Raw genomic sequence first — 15,088 nt, 5'->3', positions numbered from 1 at the left:
TTGGTCCAACGAGGAGTTTAAAGTTATTATGAGGGGTTGGCAAGTGACTTTTTTAATTTATGCCGGCCCCCGCGGGGGCCGGCATAAATTAAATGCCAATCCTTACATTATTAGAATGCCATAAACATTTTGGGCTTGCCAATCCCTTTATTTATACGTTTTACTTGATATAGAATATTAAAGGTATAAAGGGGTGGTGTTTTGGAATGGATTTTGACTGTAAATGGACTAATGTTTCTTGTACTGACCATCTTATTGCTTGCCAGTTATATCCTCCCTTACATCAAGAAAAAGGTTTCCATCCATGAGGAATCAAGTGCATCGGCATGTGTGACTACTTATTTTTATGATCGTGGTCACCGCTGGTATGCATTTGTGAAAAATGAGGGAACTGGTAAAGCAGTAAACGTTCGCGCAGTAGTTATGGGCTCTTCTCACTTTGATCTTCCAGACCAGGAGGATTTTGAGTTAGATTCGAATGAAGAATTACCTCTTGGTATTTTTCAAGATCCAATCTCAAGTATCATTGTGCGGTGGGATGATGAAGAGAAGCATAACAAAATAACAAAGGGTTACTATCAGCAATAATACAACTAGCAAAAAACAATCCTCGCTATAACATATAGCGAGGATTGTTAGTGTCTCTTGTCGTTTAAACACTGGCTTTTTGTTGTTGCTCTTGTTGCATTTGTTTACGTCTGAGCCATTTTGCAATCATTCCGTGTTTAGGGCTAAGCATGAAAGCTGCCGTGAATAGTATCCCTGTTGAAACGGCCATTGCACCTGAAATCGATACATCAAATACAATTGACATGCCGTAACCAAGTAAAGAGGAAGCAGCCCCAATGATAGCACTCAGAATGATCATCATGCCGAAGCGATCTGTTATCAGGTATGCAGTAGCTCCAGGTACAATCAGCATGGCAACAACAAGAATTGCGCCAACACTGTCAAAAGAAGCCACAGTCGAGAAAGAAACCATGGTCATTAACATGTAATGTATGAAGACTACTGGTACGCCGATAGAGATAGCCATCGCTGAATCGAATGTGCTTATTTTGATCTCTTTATAGAATATTAGTATGAGCAAGAGATTTAGGAGGAAGACACCACCTAACATCCATACCGCTGTCGGTCCATATGAGACTCCATTGATCATTAGAGAATCCCATGGAATAAATGCGATTTCACCCATTAAGGCGTGATTCACATCCAGGTGAACACTGTCACCAACAAATGAAATCAAGACGACACCTAATGCAAAAAGGGAGGTGAAGACGACCCCAATTGCTGCATCAGATTGGACACCACTTGAATCGAGTGCTTGAACCATGACAGCTGTAAGAACGCCAACAAATGCAGCTCCTATGAGCATCGGTAAGCCGTTTAACGACTGTGTAACAAAAAATGCTAATACAATTCCGAGTAAAACGGTATGACTAATGGCATCAGCTAGCATAGCCATTTTGCGGAGAATCAGTAATGCTCCAGTCATTCCACATGTAATCCCTACGAGACATCCTGTCAGTATAATCCACGCATCATAACTCATGCTTGCCTCACCACCTTTGCAATTAATCCTTTACGTGTACCAAGTAGAAGAGAGAATAAGAAAATAGTAGATGCACAAAGGACAATAAGTGGACCAGTAGGAAGTCCTTCTCCCGTTGTGCTTATCAATGTGCCTACTACCCCTGAAATAGATCCAATCACCCCTGATAAAAAACTCATATGACCTAACTGATCTGTCCAATAACGAGCGGCCAGGGGTGGAGTAATCAATAATGCTGCAATTAATACAACACCGACCATTTGAATACCAACTACAACAATACCAACTACAAGGCCCATCAATATACCGTTAAACAATCCTACAGGCAGCCCAATTCCTTTTGCGAATAAGGGGTCAAAAATAGAGATTTTTAATTCCTTGAAGAAGAGAGAGCTGACGAGAATGATAAGAAGTGATCCGACTGCAATGACTTGAATATCGCCTTTTACCATCGCAGCTGCCTGCCCAAATATGAAATCGTCTAAGCCACTCTTATCTCCGGTAGTATTTTTGGAGATGTACGTAAGGAGTACAATCCCTAATCCGAAAAATACAGATAGAACAACACCAATCGATGCATCTGTTTTGATACGTGAGTGTTTCACGATAGCCTGAATAAAATAAGTTGCCAATAAACCAGTACATGCAGCTCCTAGTAGGAAAAGAGGAATCGATTTAACGCCAAATATGAGATAGGCCAGACATACGCCTGGTAGAGTCGCATGTGCCATTGCATCGCCGATTAGGCTTTGTCTCTTTAACAAAACAAAACTACCAATTAATCCACTAGCAAATCCTAAAATCATTGCCCCTAGAATCACCCACTGGGTATTTGCATTTGTTAAAAGTTCTAACATATCTTCCATTAGGATCACCCCTCCTGCACAAGTGCCGGACCATTACCAAGAAAGGAAATAGCTCCTCCATATGTTTTTTCTAAATTATCTAATGTGAACACGTTCTCCGTTGGCCCACATTCAATTGGTGTTTTATTTAATAGCAAGCAGTGGTCAAAATAATCTTTTACTGTTTGAAGGTCATGGTGAACAACTAATACGGTTTTTCCTTGCTCTTTCCATTCTTGTAGTAGTTTCATAATTGCTTTTTCTGTTGCTGCATCTACTCCAGCGAATGGTTCATCCATAAAGTAAATTTGGGAGTCTTGGGCTAGAGCGCGGGCAAGGAATACCCGTTGTTGTTGACCACCGGATAATTGACTAATTTGTCGATGTGCAAAATCTCTCATTCCTACTTTTTCTAAGCATTCATACGCAAAATTGACCTCTTTTTTTCCAGGGCGTTTGATCCAACCTATGTGACCATAGCGTCCCATTAAGACAACATCCAGTGCATTCGTAGGGAAATCCCAATCGACTTCACTTCGCTGAGGAACATATCCTATTAAACTACGCTGTTTTTTATATGGCTTCCCATATACCGTTACTTCACCTGAAAGCCGTGGTATTAAGTGAAGAATCGCTTTGATTAAGGTAGACTTTCCTGCTCCGTTTGGTCCTATAATCCCTGTTAGTGTCCCTTCAGGTATATTAAAGTTAACTCCTTCGAGTACTGGTTGTTTTTCGTACGTAACAGCCAGGTTTTCAATTTGCAGTGCATTCATCGTATCATTCCCCTTTCTCTTACTTTAGTGAATCAACAATAGTGTTAATGTTGTGTCGAAACATTCCAATGTACGTTCCAGCTTCTGTGTCTTCAGCTCCCATGGCATCGGAGTAAAGTTCCCCGCCAATTTCAACGTTATGGCCTCGTTCTTGCGCTCCCTCTACCACCGCATTAATAGACCGTTCTGACACACTACTTTCGACAAATACTGCTTTAATATTACGTTCAACAAGTGTATCTACAAGTCTTTTCACATCATTTAATCCATACTCTGACTCGGTGCTTAATCCCTGAAGTCCCATAACTTCAAATCCATAAGCTTCCCCGAAGTAATGGAAGGCATCATGGGCAGTGACAAGGACGCGACTTTCCTCAGGTATTTCACTAACTTTGTCTTTTGCATAAGCTTGTAACTCATCAAGCTTTTGTTTGTATTCCTTGAAGTTTTTCTCATAATCTTCTTTGTTATCGGGATCTAATTCTACTAATCCATTTTTAACTTCTTCTACAGCATATTCCCAAAGCTTGATATCGAACCATACGTGAGGATCGAAAATCTCAGGGTTAGTTGGATCAGCAGCTAACTTTTCTTCAGGAATATTTTCAGCAACAGCGTACGTCGGTTTTTCACTACGCATTTTTTCAAATATCTCATTCATTTGGCCTTCAAGATGTAATCCGTTATAAAAAATGATATCCGCATTACTAAGTGTTTTTATGTCACTTTGAACGGCTTTATATAAGTGCGGATCGGTTCCTGGTCCCATAAGACTCGTAACTTCAACATGATCTCCACCTATGTTTTTTGCGACATCACCAATTTGGGCGATGGTCGTGGCTACTTGTATTTTTTCGTCGTTGTTACCGGCATCAGCGGTTTCCCCATTTCCAGTGCTACAAGCTGCTAACACTAATAATGGTACTATCATCATTAATAAGAATGCTTTTTTCATATTTCCATCTCCTTTTGTATATGTTAAATTTGTTGCCTTTGCGCAAAAATGATTAGAAAAATTTTTAAATGCTTGTGATTATAAAAATATATGTAATAGCATAAGAGTTGTGCCTGTTTCTTAAAAAATTTACGTGAACAATAAAAGTTTCCCTTATGCAAAATATATAGATAAGTCTAACATATGTCAACTAAAAAAAAGATAGAACATTTCTAAAAAAATTGTTTATAATGAAAAAAACTCGGATAAACTATGTGAAAAACCTATCACACTTCTAATCTATAATGGACTACTGAGAACGCTGCATACGAGCAAAAGTGACGAATTGGATAGATTCCCGGCTAAAAAATTCGAGTTCTTTCGACAAAAAATTTAATTTTCTATTGAACAAATGTTAAGCCTTTGTTAATATTGAATTTGTCATTGAAATTGAAGGACATACTTCTTCATTCATGAATAGAATAAGTTAACTGAGTACTGGTATTATTACTTGCGGGTGTAGTTTAGTGGTAAAACCTCAGCCTTCCAAGCTGATGTCGTGGGTTCGATTCCCATCACCCGCTCCATAAATATGTTGCCAACGCAGTGTTTCGTTTAGAGGTGTGGAAACGAAGCATTGCGTTTTTTATATGTCCAAAAAAGGTTACAATGTAAAATAAAGTAAACGTTCGTTAACAAATATTATTAAATCCGTAAGAAAGGTGTGATTGGATGAAAGACTTACAGCAGAAATTAAAGCAAATCGATGGAAAGAGTTATAAAGCCTACAAGGATATTCAAAGTCGGTATTCTTTCAATGGTTATGACCTCGTCCTAGATTATGTTCAAGGGGACCCATTTGCGGCTCCATCAAAAATTCGCATCATCGTCCCAAACCAATCAAAACCAATAGAACCGAAATGGAAAGAAACGAAATCAAGACGTATTTATTCAGAAGACATCCTTGCGAGAGAAGTCGCTAAGGCTATTCATAAAGATAATACCTTCATTAAAGGTACTGGAAAAAGTGGCATGGTAGCCATTGATGCACCAGGACAAGAGATTTTAGACAGAACTGCCGTCTCTATATCAGATCAAGAGCTAGTTATCTGTTTATCCATTGGATTACCCGCAAATGGGCGACGTATCAATGGTAAAGAAGCAGAAAAGCTTCTTCTGACAGCTCTTCCAAACATAATGAATCAATCTGTCTTTTCCATTAAAGATGAAGCGTTTGATCAAGCATGTGAACTTGCTGATCAACACGATGCGATTCGCACTAAGATGAAAGAAGAAGGTTGGATTTCATTCGTAGCAGATGGGGCAATTCTTCCTCGTGAAAGTGGGATTAGTAACAAACCAATGAAAAAGGCCGTACCATTTGAAAGTCCTGAAGCGAATCGAGTGTCGATTGATATCCCACATTCGGATCAGCCAGTAACCGGGATGGCGTTGAAAAAAGGAATCGTTCTTATTGTTGGGGGAGGATATCACGGAAAAAGTACCCTATTGAAAGCAATGGAGCGTGGGGTGTATCCTCATATTAAAGGAGACGGTCGCGAATATGTCATTACTGATCCTAATGCCGTAAAAGTTCGCGCAGAAGATGGACGTTCTGTTGCAAGTGTAAATATTTCTCCATTTATCAATGACTTACCACATGGTGAGGACACGATTCAGTTCTCCACAGAAAACGCCAGTGGAAGTACCTCGCAAGCTGCAAACGTTATGGAGTCTATTGAAGCAGGTGCATCGACAATCCTTATTGATGAAGATACAAGTGCTACCAATTTTATGATTCGTGATGAGCGTATGCAGGAACTTGTTGTCAAAGAGAAAGAACCAATTACTCCGTTCATTGATAAAATTAAACAAATGAGAGATGAATTAGATGTTTCCACTATTCTTGTAATGGGAGGTTCTGGTGATTATTTTGATGCTGCTGATGATGTGATTATGCTTGATCAGTATCTACCTTATAATGTTACGAAAAAAGCGAAGAAAATTGCTGAGCAACATCCATTCCATCGTGAAAAGGAAAGTGGAGATCATTTTGGTGACATTCCGAAACGTTATTTTCTTCCCCAAAGCATCAATAGTAAAAAAGGAAAGAAATCTAAGATTCAGGCAAAAGGTAGGACCCATATTTTAATGGGAGGAACCGATGTATCATTACACTACGTGGAGCAACTTGTAGATACCTCTCAAACAAGCATGATTGCTGAAGTACTACTTCATCTTGAGCAAAAAGGCTGGCTTAAGAAGCAGCGTAGTCTTAATGAGTTACTCGACGAAATTGAACATCAAATGGATGAAAAAGGACTATCTTCCTTTACTCCATTTCCAGACCAACATCCTGGGGATTTGGCAAGACCACGTAGACACGAGGTTGCTGCAACTTTAAATCGACTACGTATAGCCAAGGTAACCCATATCTAAATACGAGAACTAAATAATAATAGGAAAGGAGGGAAAAGGGATGGACATTCACGCTTTTAAAGAAGATATGATTGCATACAGTAAAGAAATCGGGATTGATAAAATTGGTATTGCCTCCCCAGATGTATTCACAGAATTAAAAGAACGATTACGGACACAACAAGAGCTGGGCTATCAATCTGGATTTGAAAAAGGTTCCTTAGAAGAACGAACAGAACCTAAACGGCACGTAACAGAGGCGAAATCGATTATATCAATTGCATTGGCCTATCCATCTAAACTAAAAAATGCTCCTCGAAGTACAAAAGAGGAAAGGCGTGGAATCTTTTGTAGGGCATCTTGGGGCCAGGACTATCATGATGTTTTAAATGACCGACTAGAAAAGTTAGCAGCATATTTAAAGGAAAAATATCCAGGCTTTACGTGGAGGTCGATGGTAGATACCGGAGAGTTATCTGACCGGGCTGTTGCCGAGAGAGCTGGTATTGGCTTTACTGGTAAGAATACCAATCTTATTACACCTGAGTATGGTTCCTATGTGTATTTAGGTGAAATGATTACCAATATACCTTTCCCTCCTGATGATCCTGTCGATGATAGTTGTGGAGATTGTAATATATGCGTGGATGCATGTCCGACTGGGGCGCTTGTTCAAGGGAATCAGCTTAATGCCCAAAAATGTATTGCATTTCTGACACAGACAAAAGGGTTTCTCCCTGATGAATATCGGGGTGTCATTGGGAATCGCATCTATGGATGTGATACGTGCCAAACAGTTTGTCCGAAAAATAAAAAGAAAGATTTTCACTTGCATGAAGAGTTGGAGCCAGATCCAGAAGTAGTAAAACCTAAACTAAAACCACTGTTATCTATTTCCAACCGTGAATTCAAAGAAACGTTTGGGCATATATCAGGTTCATGGCGAGGGAAAAAACCGTTACAACGGAATGCTATATTAGCTCTTGCTCATTATAAGGATGAAAACGCTGTTGAGGAGTTAGTTCGTGTCATGAATCAAGACCCTCGTCCTGTAATTCGTGGAACTGCCGCCTGGGCATTAGGTAAAATAGGGGTGCCATCCTCACACGATGAAATTCTTCTTGCAAGAGATAAGGAAGAAGATGAAGAGGTTTTAGAAGAAATGGAAAAAGGCTTACGTTATTTTCACCCTTTAAATAAATAGGGATTTTTTGTATGATTAGCTTGTGAGGTAATCACGTTAAAGATATTTATTGATAAACGTCCGAAACAACTTTTATCTAAGTGAATACCATGTACAATATTCAAAAAATCTTTTAATAAGAAGGGGTAATTATGACAAAGCGTTCCTTTCTTTACTATGATGAAATGGATAGCCCACTAGGGCCACTAACTCTTATTTCAACAGAAAAAGGGCTATGTCGAATTGATTTTGGGAATCTACGAGATACAGAACCTAAGCTCACCAGCTGGTCACGAAAATACTTCCTCAAGTCTGAATGGATTCAAAATGAAGAGAAACATCAAGTAATAAAACAACAACTAAACGAATATTTCTCTGAAGACCGAAAGACGTTTGATGTACCTTTTGATTTATATGGAACTCCATTTCAGCAAACAGTCTGGAAGGCTTTAGCTGAAATCCCATATGGCGAAACGCGATCCTATAAAGATATATCTTTAGCTATCCAGGCACCAAAGGCAATAAGAGCTGTTGGCGGCGCCATTAATAAAAACCCACTATCTATCGTATTTCCATGTCATCGCGTTATTGGGAGTAATGGTGCTCTGGTTGGCTACGCCGGTGGCTTAGAAAAGAAAGAACATCTATTACAACATGAGCATGCTATAGCTATCTCATCATAAATAATACAAGAATTGAACGAATGAGCACTCCGAGCACAGTATGGAGTGCTTATTTTTTGTTATACTTTTAGAATCATCGAGGTCATCTTGTAGAGAGTCGCTCCAATATGGGAAAAGCCCTGGAGTTCCTTATATATAAGAAAATTGCACCAAAAATACAATTAAATCCAGGAAATAAGATGCACTTAATGTCTATAATGGTGATATATCTATACAGGAGCAAATAGAAAGGGGAACTGAGGTTATGCAATTAAACGCTGAACAAGCAGAAGCGGCCAACTATATAGATGGACCGATGCTCATTATTGCAGGTGCAGGTAGTGGTAAGACAACGGTTCTTTCTTACCGAACGAAGAATATGGTGGGGGCAGGGATTGATCCTAAACAAATTATGATGCTTACATTTACAAATAAAGCTGTCCGTGGGCTTGAGCAGCAAGTTGCCAAGCAAATAGGTGAAGAATCGGCTAGTAATGTTTGGATTTCTACTTTCCACCGCCTCGGTCTTCATATTGTTGGTGAAGTCGATTCTTCCCTTGTCACGTTACATCCTGCAGGGTCGAGACAGGTATTGAAAAAGATTACAGAAGAAATGGACATAAAAGAAGACAATAAGGAGTTTGTAAGACCAGCGAAATTACTATCACTCATTTCCTTATTTAAAAGTGAACTTGTACTGCCTTCCTATTTATATGATGGCCTGTATTTGAAGGAGTATATTGATAGCGACAGCGTGAAAGATCTAATTCGCCAACATATTGGCACGAAAGATAGACTTGAATTATTCCGTTCTATTTATCAAACGTATCAGCGACTGTTGAATCAACATAATCAAATGGACCTTGACGATATTTTGTTAAAAAGTGTCGACTATCTGGTTTCAGGTGATGAGGTATTACATAAACTTCAAAGTAGGTTCCGTTATTTTATGATTGATGAGTTTCAAGACACGAATCGAGCACAATATGTCTTGGCACAAATGCTATCAAACCACACTAGAAATCTAGCTATCGTGGGAGATGATTTCCAGTCTATATATGCTTTCCGTGGAAGTGATATGAGGAATATTTTAGATTTTGATAACCATTACCAAGATGCTTTTACGGTACGGTTAGAGGAAAATTATCGATCAACACCTGTGATTCTAGAAGCGGCAAACCAACTTATCTCCCATAATGAGGATCAGAGGGAGAAGACCCTTACTACCAATCAACAGGAAGGAGAATTGATTACAGGATACAAGGCGGATACGATACAAGCCGAAGCTACTTGGGTTTCTACAGAAATTAAAAGACTTATACATGAAAAGGGATATCAGTATCGGGATATTGCGATTTTTTACAGAAGTCATGCGGATGGAAGTCTATTTGAAGTTATGTTCCCTGAAGAGGACATCCCCTTCACCGTGGTGAAAGAGGGAAGCTTTTTTGAGCGTGAAGAAATCAAAGATATAATGGCATATGCATCCTTTGTTGTAAATCCACATGATACATTTGCGCTAAGAAGAATCATCAACACTCCAAAACGAGGAATAGGTAAGGCTTCTGTTGATCGAATTGTAGAGGCAAAAACAGAGAACATAGACTATATTTCCTTGCTTGTAAATGGGAACCTTCCTGGGGTGAAAGGGAAGTCGTTAGAACGAGCTAAGGAGTTTGGAGAGGTTGCCCAAAGGCTTCAAAGTGGAATAGGAAAAGTTGGAGTTGCTCGTTGGTTAAAAGCGTGCCTTAAGATTACGGGGTACAACGAGATGTTGGATCAATTAGAGGATGGTCAGCGACGTGAAAAGCAAATCCATCTTGATAAATTAGTAGAACTCGCTAGTGAATTTGAGGCTCAAGATGAGGAGATGACACTTCACTATTTTATAGATAGGTTAAAGCGTACGGACGTAGATGCCACGCTTACGAAAGATGAAGATTTTGATCGTGTCCAATTATTAACAGTTCACGCCTCAAAAGGACTAGAGTTTCCCGTTGTATTTGTAGTTGGCATGAAGGAAGAAGGATTCCCTTCTCCATATGCATATAGTTCCTTCGCGATGGAGGAAGAGCGGCGTATTTGCTACGTTGCGTTCACACGCGCAAAAGAGCGTCTTTACTTGAGTTATCCTAAGAAAAAGCAAGAGAAAAATGAAGAAGGGGAAAAAGTAGAAGTAAACGCAACACCATCACGCTTCCTTTCTGAATTTGATTCCTCGTTGATCAAATGGGAATAATAATGAGTATAGGCTCACTCTGATAGTGAAACGAATAATCCTTCCCCTTTCCTCATAAACATGTACAGGAAGGGGGAGTGGTTATGGCGGTAGTGGACAAAATACAAGCATATTGGGAAGAGGTCCTTCGTTCAGATGGGAGTAGAGATGATCGGTCTTGGTTATCGAAGAAACGGTTGTTACACGAACGTCGAGGTGCAAAAGTTGTGCGTATAACAGCGGAAGGAGTGCCCTATCGTTCAACTATGATTTCCTCTCTAGAACATCATGTTGACTACCAATTGTATGTTACCTTCTTTATTAAGCAAGGGAAACATTTTTACATAGAGGAAGGGCAAGAGCAACATCGAGCTATATTTAAAGGGAGTACTATAGTGGAAGATCGATCTCTGGAGATTAAGGATCCTATCAAAAAAGAATCTCCTGGATTAGAGTTTCATGATAGTCACGGTTCTGATGTTCGTGAGGTACGCTTCAGCTATGATCGGCAAAAAGCAGTACAATATGCAAATCGGTGGTGGAATAGCTATAACCCTCAATATAAGCATTTCGAGAATGATTGCACGAACTTTATCTCACAATGCTTACGGGCTGGAGGTGCTCCAATGTGGGGCATGGCAAACCGGTCAAAGGGCTGGTGGTATAATGGTAGTTCTTGGAGCTATAGTTGGACGGTTGCGAACTCATTACGTTGGTATTTAAGTGGATCTAGTAAAGGATTGAAAGGCAAGGAAGTCAATCAAGCTCGTGATCTAATACCTGGGGATATTATTTGCTACGATTTTGAAGGAGATGGTCGCTGGAATCACAATACCATAGTGGTGGAAAAAGATGCATTCGGTGAGCCACTAGTCAATGCTCATACCTATAACAGTTACCATCGATATTGGGATTATGAAGACTCTACAGCGTACACCCCTCAAATTAAGTATAAATTTTTCCGAATAGGGGAGTAAAATATGATATAATACACAGGTTAAATTGTGAGACACGAGGTGAACAACATGGCACTTCATATAGTGTTATATCAACCAGAAATCCCTGCAAACACAGGAAATATTGCAAGAACTTGCCTGGCAACCAATACAGTTCTTCATCTTATTCGACCGTTAGGGTTTTCAACAGATGATAAAATGCTTCGCCGTGCTGGTTTGGATTATTGGCACGACGTTTCAATTCGATACTATGATTCATTAGAGGAGCTGTATGAAGCATATTCGCAAGGAAGTTTCTTTTATATCGAGAACTTTGGAACTGGATATTGGACAGACTTTGATTACAGTGATCCAGAGGATGAGCTGTTTTTCGTGTTTGGAAGAGAAACAGACGGCATTCCAACTTCCTTATTAGAAGGAAAGGAAGACCGTTGTTTGCGTATTCATATGAACGATAAAGTACGTTCATTAAACTTATCCAATACGGCGGCTATCTTGATCTATGAAGTATTGCGCCAACAAGGCTTCCCAGGGTTAAAGTAAGACCATAGCTAACATGCTATGGTCTTTTTTGAACGGAAAAGAAAGTATAGCTTTTGGTTCTTACATGTCTAGCACCAGCACCCAGCAAACGTCCTGTACCTCCTTACGATAAGTCAACATCGGAGTGCTATCGCTCTTCGTGTTAAGGTCATTCAAATAAAAAGGGAGCATGTACAATCACCCATGCTCCCTTTTTATTTATTCGTTTTATTTAGCATCATATCCTGCAGTGTACATAGAAACAATAAACGTAACAATTACGCCTAGTACTAATACTAATTTCAAGGTTCTGCCTCCTTATGTATGCGTGTTAATCTTTATATTCTTACCATTTATTATATCCAATTATAGCAAAACTTTTAATGGAATAACAGTTTTTTGAGGTTTTCGCTATAGGAAGAGAGGGATATATCTAATGTACTACATGTACAGTTACAATAATTCATTTGACTTCTTTTTAAAAGGTGAATATAATATAGTTTAGTTAACTTAACTAAACTATATAGAGGGGTGAGTGTGTCATGGGATACATTTTTCTTTTAGCTGCAATGTTCAGTGAAGTTGTAGGTAGCACAATGCTGAAACTCTCCACTATGCAAGGAATTCCAAAAATTTGGGGGAATGTAGGTGTAATTGCTGGATTTATGACAGCTCTTTATTTTTTGCAACTCACTCTTCAATACCTCCCGCTAAATCTTGCTTACGCCTTATGGGCTGGTGGGGGAACAGCGCTCACTGTAGGTGTTGGCGCTATTCTTTTCAAAGAGCAAATAAATGGTATGATGGTAGCAGGCATACTTTTAATTATAGGTGGCGTTCTCGTACTGAATATGGCAAGAGTTGCCCACTAATATAGATTTGAGGAAAAAATCATGACATCAAACGATAAGGTTGTTACACTTTATAATCGTTTTGAACGTTTGTGGATGAATTTAGCAGAAGAGGAAGATCGTTTTAAAGAATATGGAATTTCTTCTACTCTAGAGGCATTGTTAACGACGATTATTCGAATAAAACATCCTACAACCACTCAGCTTTCTGAGGAAATGAATATTTCCAAAAGCGCAGTAAGCCAAATGGTGACCAAACTAGAAGACGGAGACTTTGTAAAAAAAGCTGTAGATCCGGATGATAAACGAGTTCAGCATTTAGAATTAGGCCCAAAAGGGAAGGATTACGCAAAAGATTTAAAGCGTTATGAAACGCATGTGTACAATTTATTTGCGGAAAGCTTGAATGAAGAAGAAGTGGAGCAAGTATCACAATCCTTTGAAAAAATTCTACAAGTATTGAAAAAAAAGAACTGACGCAGCTTTTGATGCTAGTGTCAGTTCTTTTTTTTTGGTGTATAGCGTACTTTTAAAATGTTGGCTTGTGTATAACTTAATATGTATAGGGGCCACGTTCAGCTCTAGCGCCCAACGACTAACAAACTTTCTGAGCCTCCTTACAATTAGTCAACATCGAATCACTTCGTTCTTCGTGTTTTCTTTATCTCATATGGATTCAGGGGAAGTTCAATTAAATTCGCTGCGTCACGCAGCAACATCAAACCAACCGACGTCTTGTGGGCAGCAGTTTGTACGTCGCTAGCAAGGCTGTTGTGCTTTTATTCTTTGTCTAGGTAAAAAACAGATTATACATAAGCTTACGTCTATTCGACAGGAATAGATGAATATTGTCTACTATTGTCTAGTATTGGCAGGAGGCAGGGTTTTCCGTCTGCACCTAGAAATTAGTACATAGATATTCCGGCTAACTGAAGTGGTAACTGGTGAACCATACTATGGTAAGACAATAAAAAGGAGAGAAACATCTATGGGATCGAACAATTTTCATTCTGCAAGTGCCATTCTGGAAAGGAAGTATTTTGATGTTGAGCCAATCAACAAACGTATTAAAGTGTACCAGCTGCCTGAGGAAATGGATGAGCAATACTTGGAAGAATTGAAGACAGTCGCAAAGAAAGTGGCCTGCGATAAAATCATTTTTTATACTAGATCCAATACAGAAGAGGAAAGCAGAGTTCAAAGATTCGGGTCTCATTTTGAAGGGGAAATCAAAGGCTTTCTTAATGGAGAAGACGCCAAGATTTATTCATTTTATGTTGATCCAATCAGGAATCAAGCAGACCCTGATAATGTTATTTCCAGAGTTAAACAATTAACTCTTAACAAGCCAACCGGGAAAGTTAATCTTGAAGAAGGATATACAATGATTTGGGCAAAAGAAGAGCATGCCGAGGACATGGCTACTTTATATCGGTCTGTTTTCGATAAATATCCTACACCAATTGATGATCCCAACTATATTATCGAAATGATGAAAAGTGACGTCTGTTTTTCATTGATTTACAGTGAGGATGAGCTTGTAAGTGCTTGTTCAGCTGATATATTCACTGATTTCAATGCTGCCGAATTTACTGATTGTGCTACACTGCCGAGTCAGAGAGGAAAAGGATTGTTATCTTATCAGTATCCTTTTTTAGAAAAGCGCATGAAGGAGTTAGGTATTGGGACAATGTTTTCGTACACAAGAGCAACATCGATGGGGATGAATATTGTTGCTGCCCAGCAAGGCTTTACATATGGTGGGTGCATGGTTCAAAACAGTATGATTGGTACGGGGATTGAAGATATGAATATATGGTATAAACAGCTATAATTTTTTCATGTCGTTAAGTTCTTGGTAAAAAGAATAGTGTTTTTATTTACAAGGTCCATATAAAATAGCGCACTTAACTAGTGCGCTATTCTTATGAAGTTTGGCTCTGCATTCTATATAATTGTCGGTATGTTCACCTTGGAAGATATATAACGTCTGAACCAACATATAATCTGTAATCGAAATCTCTTCTTTATCTTATTCTAAGCTTCTAGGTTATTCTTCTTGTTGAGAGAGTTTGTTAGAGAAATAGATATGAGTTCGGTAGACTAATTTTTTGCACTTTAAATTTAACATAATACAAACTTAATCACCCTTGAACTCATTTTTCAGAAAG

At 39.0% G+C, this 15,088-nt stretch carries 14 protein-coding genes and 1 tRNA gene; 11 read left to right on the top strand and 4 right to left on the bottom strand.

Going from position 1 to position 15,088, the window contains the following annotated elements:
- Positions 1–201: 201 nt before the first annotated feature.
- The gene (locus GLW08_RS07185; RefSeq protein WP_160847833.1) at positions 202–588 is read left to right on the top strand and encodes a hypothetical protein; all 387 of its coding nucleotides are present in this window, start codon (positions 202–204) and stop codon (positions 586–588) included.
- A 64-nt stretch (positions 589–652) separates the two neighbouring features.
- Here GLW08_RS07185 and GLW08_RS07180 read toward each other — a convergent pair whose 3' ends face one another.
- Genes GLW08_RS07180 through GLW08_RS07165 form a run of 4 tightly spaced genes read right to left on the bottom strand, consistent with a single transcriptional unit; the run spans position 653 to position 4,128 of the window.
- Entirely contained in the window at positions 653–1,552 is a 900-nt protein-coding gene (locus GLW08_RS07180) for a metal ABC transporter permease (protein ID WP_160847832.1), read from the bottom strand.
- Positions 1,549–2,418, bottom strand: coding sequence for a metal ABC transporter permease (locus GLW08_RS07175; protein ID WP_160847831.1), 870 nt, complete (start codon positions 2,416–2,418; stop codon positions 1,549–1,551). The genes GLW08_RS07180 and GLW08_RS07175 overlap by 4 nt, the downstream gene beginning before the upstream one ends.
- Positions 2,419–2,423: 5 nt before the next feature.
- Positions 2,424–3,173: a metal ABC transporter ATP-binding protein gene (locus GLW08_RS07170; protein WP_160847830.1), complete on the bottom strand. Its 750-nt coding sequence runs from the start codon at positions 3,171–3,173 to the stop codon at positions 2,424–2,426.
- A gap of 19 nt (positions 3,174–3,192) precedes the next feature.
- Positions 3,193–4,128, bottom strand: a complete 936-nt coding sequence (locus tag GLW08_RS07165) for a metal ABC transporter solute-binding protein, Zn/Mn family (RefSeq protein WP_160847829.1) — start codon at positions 4,126–4,128, stop codon at positions 3,193–3,195.
- Positions 4,129–4,620: 492 nt separating this feature from the next.
- Here GLW08_RS07165 and GLW08_RS07160 point away from each other — a divergent pair.
- The 10 genes from GLW08_RS07160 to ablB all read left to right on the top strand — a co-directional run bounded on the left by GLW08_RS07160 (position 4,621) and on the right by ablB (position 14,751).
- A tRNA-Gly gene (locus GLW08_RS07160) sits at positions 4,621–4,694 on the top strand.
- 145 nt (positions 4,695–4,839) lie between these two features.
- Entirely contained in the window at positions 4,840–6,546 is a 1,707-nt protein-coding gene (locus GLW08_RS07155) for an ABC-ATPase domain-containing protein (protein ID WP_160847828.1), read from the top strand.
- Between the two features lie 40 nt (positions 6,547–6,586).
- Positions 6,587–7,729 carry a tRNA epoxyqueuosine(34) reductase QueG gene (gene queG, locus GLW08_RS07150; protein WP_160847827.1) on the top strand — a complete coding sequence of 381 codons (1,143 nt, stop codon included), beginning with the start codon at positions 6,587–6,589 and terminating at the stop codon, positions 7,727–7,729.
- A gap of 131 nt (positions 7,730–7,860) precedes the next feature.
- The gene (locus GLW08_RS07145; protein WP_160847826.1) at positions 7,861–8,391 is read left to right on the top strand and encodes a methylated-DNA--[protein]-cysteine S-methyltransferase; all 531 of its coding nucleotides are present in this window, start codon (positions 7,861–7,863) and stop codon (positions 8,389–8,391) included.
- Between the two features lie 244 nt (positions 8,392–8,635).
- The gene (locus GLW08_RS07140) at positions 8,636–10,609 is read left to right on the top strand and encodes an ATP-dependent helicase (protein WP_160847825.1); all 1,974 of its coding nucleotides are present in this window, start codon (positions 8,636–8,638) and stop codon (positions 10,607–10,609) included.
- 83 nt (positions 10,610–10,692) lie between these two features.
- Positions 10,693–11,565, top strand: coding sequence for an amidase domain-containing protein (locus GLW08_RS07135; RefSeq protein WP_160847824.1), 873 nt, complete (start codon positions 10,693–10,695; stop codon positions 11,563–11,565).
- A 48-nt stretch (positions 11,566–11,613) separates the two neighbouring features.
- A complete protein-coding gene (trmL, locus tag GLW08_RS07130) occupies positions 11,614–12,087 on the top strand; it encodes a tRNA (uridine(34)/cytosine(34)/5-carboxymethylaminomethyluridine(34)-2'-O)-methyltransferase TrmL (RefSeq protein WP_160847823.1) in 474 nt (157 codons plus the stop codon).
- Between the two features lie 521 nt (positions 12,088–12,608).
- Entirely contained in the window at positions 12,609–12,938 is a 330-nt protein-coding gene (locus GLW08_RS07125; RefSeq protein WP_160847822.1) for a DMT family transporter, read from the top strand.
- Between the two features lie 21 nt (positions 12,939–12,959).
- Positions 12,960–13,394 carry a MarR family winged helix-turn-helix transcriptional regulator gene (locus tag GLW08_RS07120; protein WP_160847821.1) on the top strand — a complete coding sequence of 145 codons (435 nt, stop codon included), beginning with the start codon at positions 12,960–12,962 and terminating at the stop codon, positions 13,392–13,394.
- Between the two features lie 511 nt (positions 13,395–13,905).
- Positions 13,906–14,751 (top strand): putative beta-lysine N-acetyltransferase, encoded by an 846-nt coding sequence (ablB, locus tag GLW08_RS07115; RefSeq protein WP_160847820.1) that lies wholly within the window; start codon positions 13,906–13,908, stop codon positions 14,749–14,751.
- Positions 14,752–15,088: the final 337 nt, after the last annotated feature.

The organism is Pontibacillus yanchengensis (assembly GCF_009856295.1).
GTDB lineage: Bacteria > Bacillota > Bacilli > Bacillales > BH030062 > Pontibacillus > Pontibacillus yanchengensis_A.
Note: the sequence above shows the minus strand (reverse complement) of the source record. Positions and strands in the feature narration are given on the sequence as shown.

Bases quoted from the DNA above. Each gene is read 5' to 3' on its own strand.
- GLW08_RS07180 (WP_160847832.1), bottom strand. From the start codon at position 1,552: ATGAGTTATGATGCGTGGATTATACTGACAGGATGTCTCGTAGGGATT.
- GLW08_RS07175 (WP_160847831.1), bottom strand. From the start codon at position 2,418: ATGGAAGATATGTTAGAACTTTTAACAAATGCAAATACCCAGTGGGTG.
- GLW08_RS07170 (WP_160847830.1), bottom strand. From the start codon at position 3,173: ATGAATGCACTGCAAATTGAAAACCTGGCTGTTACGTACGAAAAACAA.
- GLW08_RS07165 (WP_160847829.1), bottom strand. From the start codon at position 4,128: ATGAAAAAAGCATTCTTATTAATGATGATAGTACCATTATTAGTGTTA.
- GLW08_RS07155 (WP_160847828.1), top strand. From the start codon at position 4,840: ATGAAAGACTTACAGCAGAAATTAAAGCAAATCGATGGAAAGAGTTAT.
- queG (WP_160847827.1), top strand. From the start codon at position 6,587: ATGGACATTCACGCTTTTAAAGAAGATATGATTGCATACAGTAAAGAA.
- GLW08_RS07145 (WP_160847826.1), top strand. From the start codon at position 7,861: ATGACAAAGCGTTCCTTTCTTTACTATGATGAAATGGATAGCCCACTA.
- GLW08_RS07140 (WP_160847825.1), top strand. From the start codon at position 8,636: ATGCAATTAAACGCTGAACAAGCAGAAGCGGCCAACTATATAGATGGA.
- GLW08_RS07135 (WP_160847824.1), top strand. From the start codon at position 10,693: ATGGCGGTAGTGGACAAAATACAAGCATATTGGGAAGAGGTCCTTCGT.
- trmL (WP_160847823.1), top strand. From the start codon at position 11,614: ATGGCACTTCATATAGTGTTATATCAACCAGAAATCCCTGCAAACACA.
- GLW08_RS07125 (WP_160847822.1), top strand. From the start codon at position 12,609: ATGGGATACATTTTTCTTTTAGCTGCAATGTTCAGTGAAGTTGTAGGT.
- GLW08_RS07120 (WP_160847821.1), top strand. From the start codon at position 12,960: ATGACATCAAACGATAAGGTTGTTACACTTTATAATCGTTTTGAACGT.
- ablB (WP_160847820.1), top strand. From the start codon at position 13,906: ATGGGATCGAACAATTTTCATTCTGCAAGTGCCATTCTGGAAAGGAAG.